This is a genomic window from Pseudomonas sp. B414, from assembly GCF_055408445.1.
In genome coordinates this window covers 1-1,206 of record NZ_JBUZTQ010000081.1, presented here as the reverse complement: position 1 = coordinate 1,206, position 1,206 = coordinate 1, and the positions used below count along the sequence as shown (strand labels likewise).

Sequence of the window (1,206 nt, the reverse complement as noted above, 5' to 3'; positions counted from 1 at the left end):
TGAAGATCAGCTTTGCCGAAGCCGACGTGGCGATCCCGCCGTACACCGAGATCTACAGTTACGTTGACCAGAAAATCCAGGTCCTGCTGAACCTGGGCAACTACGCCATGCTCGGCGACGATGAGCTGTATATCGCCGCGTACCTGGGCTCGCTGAAGATGGCTTTCTTCAGCACCTTGTTGTGCCTGCTGATCGGTTATCCGATGGCTTACGCCATCGCCAATGCGCGCAAAGAGATGCAGACCGTGCTGGTGCTGCTGATCATGATGCCGACCTGGACCGCGATCCTGATCCGCGTTTACGCGTGGATGGGCATCCTCAGCAACAACGGCCTGCTCAACGGCTTTTTGATGTCGATGGGCTGGATCAGCGAACCGCTGCAGATCCTCAACACCAATATCGCGGTGTATATCGGCATCGTCTATTCGTACCTGCCGTTTATGATCCTGCCGCTGTACGCCAACCTCGTTAAACACGACAACAGCCTGCTGGAAGCCGCGTCCGACCTGGGTTCGAGCACCTTCAACAGCTTCTGGAAAATCACCGTTCCCTTGTCCAAGAACGGCATCATCGCCGGCTGCATGCTGGTGTTTATCCCGGTGGTGGGCGAGTTCGTGATTCCGGAACTGCTCGGCGGCCCGGAAACCCTGATGATCGGTAAAGTGTTGTGGCAAGAATTCTTCAACAACCGTGACTGGCCGGTGGCGTCCGCGCTTGCCGTGGTCATGCTGGCGATCCTGATCGTGCCCATCATTCTGTTCAACCGCAGCCAGGCTAAAGAGCTGGAGGGCAAGATATGAATCGCTTCCGTTTTTCGAGCTTTATGTTGGTCGCGGGGCTGTTGTTTATCTACCTGCCGATGCTGATCCTAGTGATCTACTCGTTCAACGCCTCCAAGCTGGTGACGGTGTGGGGCGGCTGGTCGCTGAAGTGGTACGTGGGCCTGCTGGACAACACGCAACTGATGGGCTCGGTGATGCGCTCGCTGGAGATCGCTCTGTATACGGCGATTGCCGCGGTGGCGCTGGGTACGCTGGCGGCATTTGTGCTGACCCGTATCAGTCAGTTCAAGGGCCGTACGCTGTTTGGCGGCCTGGTAACGGCGCCGCTGGTCATGCCCGAGGTGATTACCGGTCTGTCGCTGTTGCTGCTGTTCGTGGCTATGGCACAGATGATCGGCTGGCCGCAGGAGCGCGGCCTGGTGAC

2 protein-coding genes are annotated in these 1,206 nt (G+C 58.0%); both read left to right on the top strand.

Features of this window, described 5'->3' with window-relative positions; translation table 11 throughout:
• Positions 1-800 (top strand): ABC transporter permease subunit (locus ACZRMH_RS25770; protein ID WP_464015812.1); only part of this gene is annotated, 800 nt, incomplete at its 5' end.
• A partial coding sequence (locus ACZRMH_RS25765) for an ABC transporter permease (RefSeq protein WP_464015811.1) occupies positions 797-1,206 on the top strand: 410 nt, incomplete at its 3' end. The genes ACZRMH_RS25770 and ACZRMH_RS25765, both read left to right, overlap by 4 nt.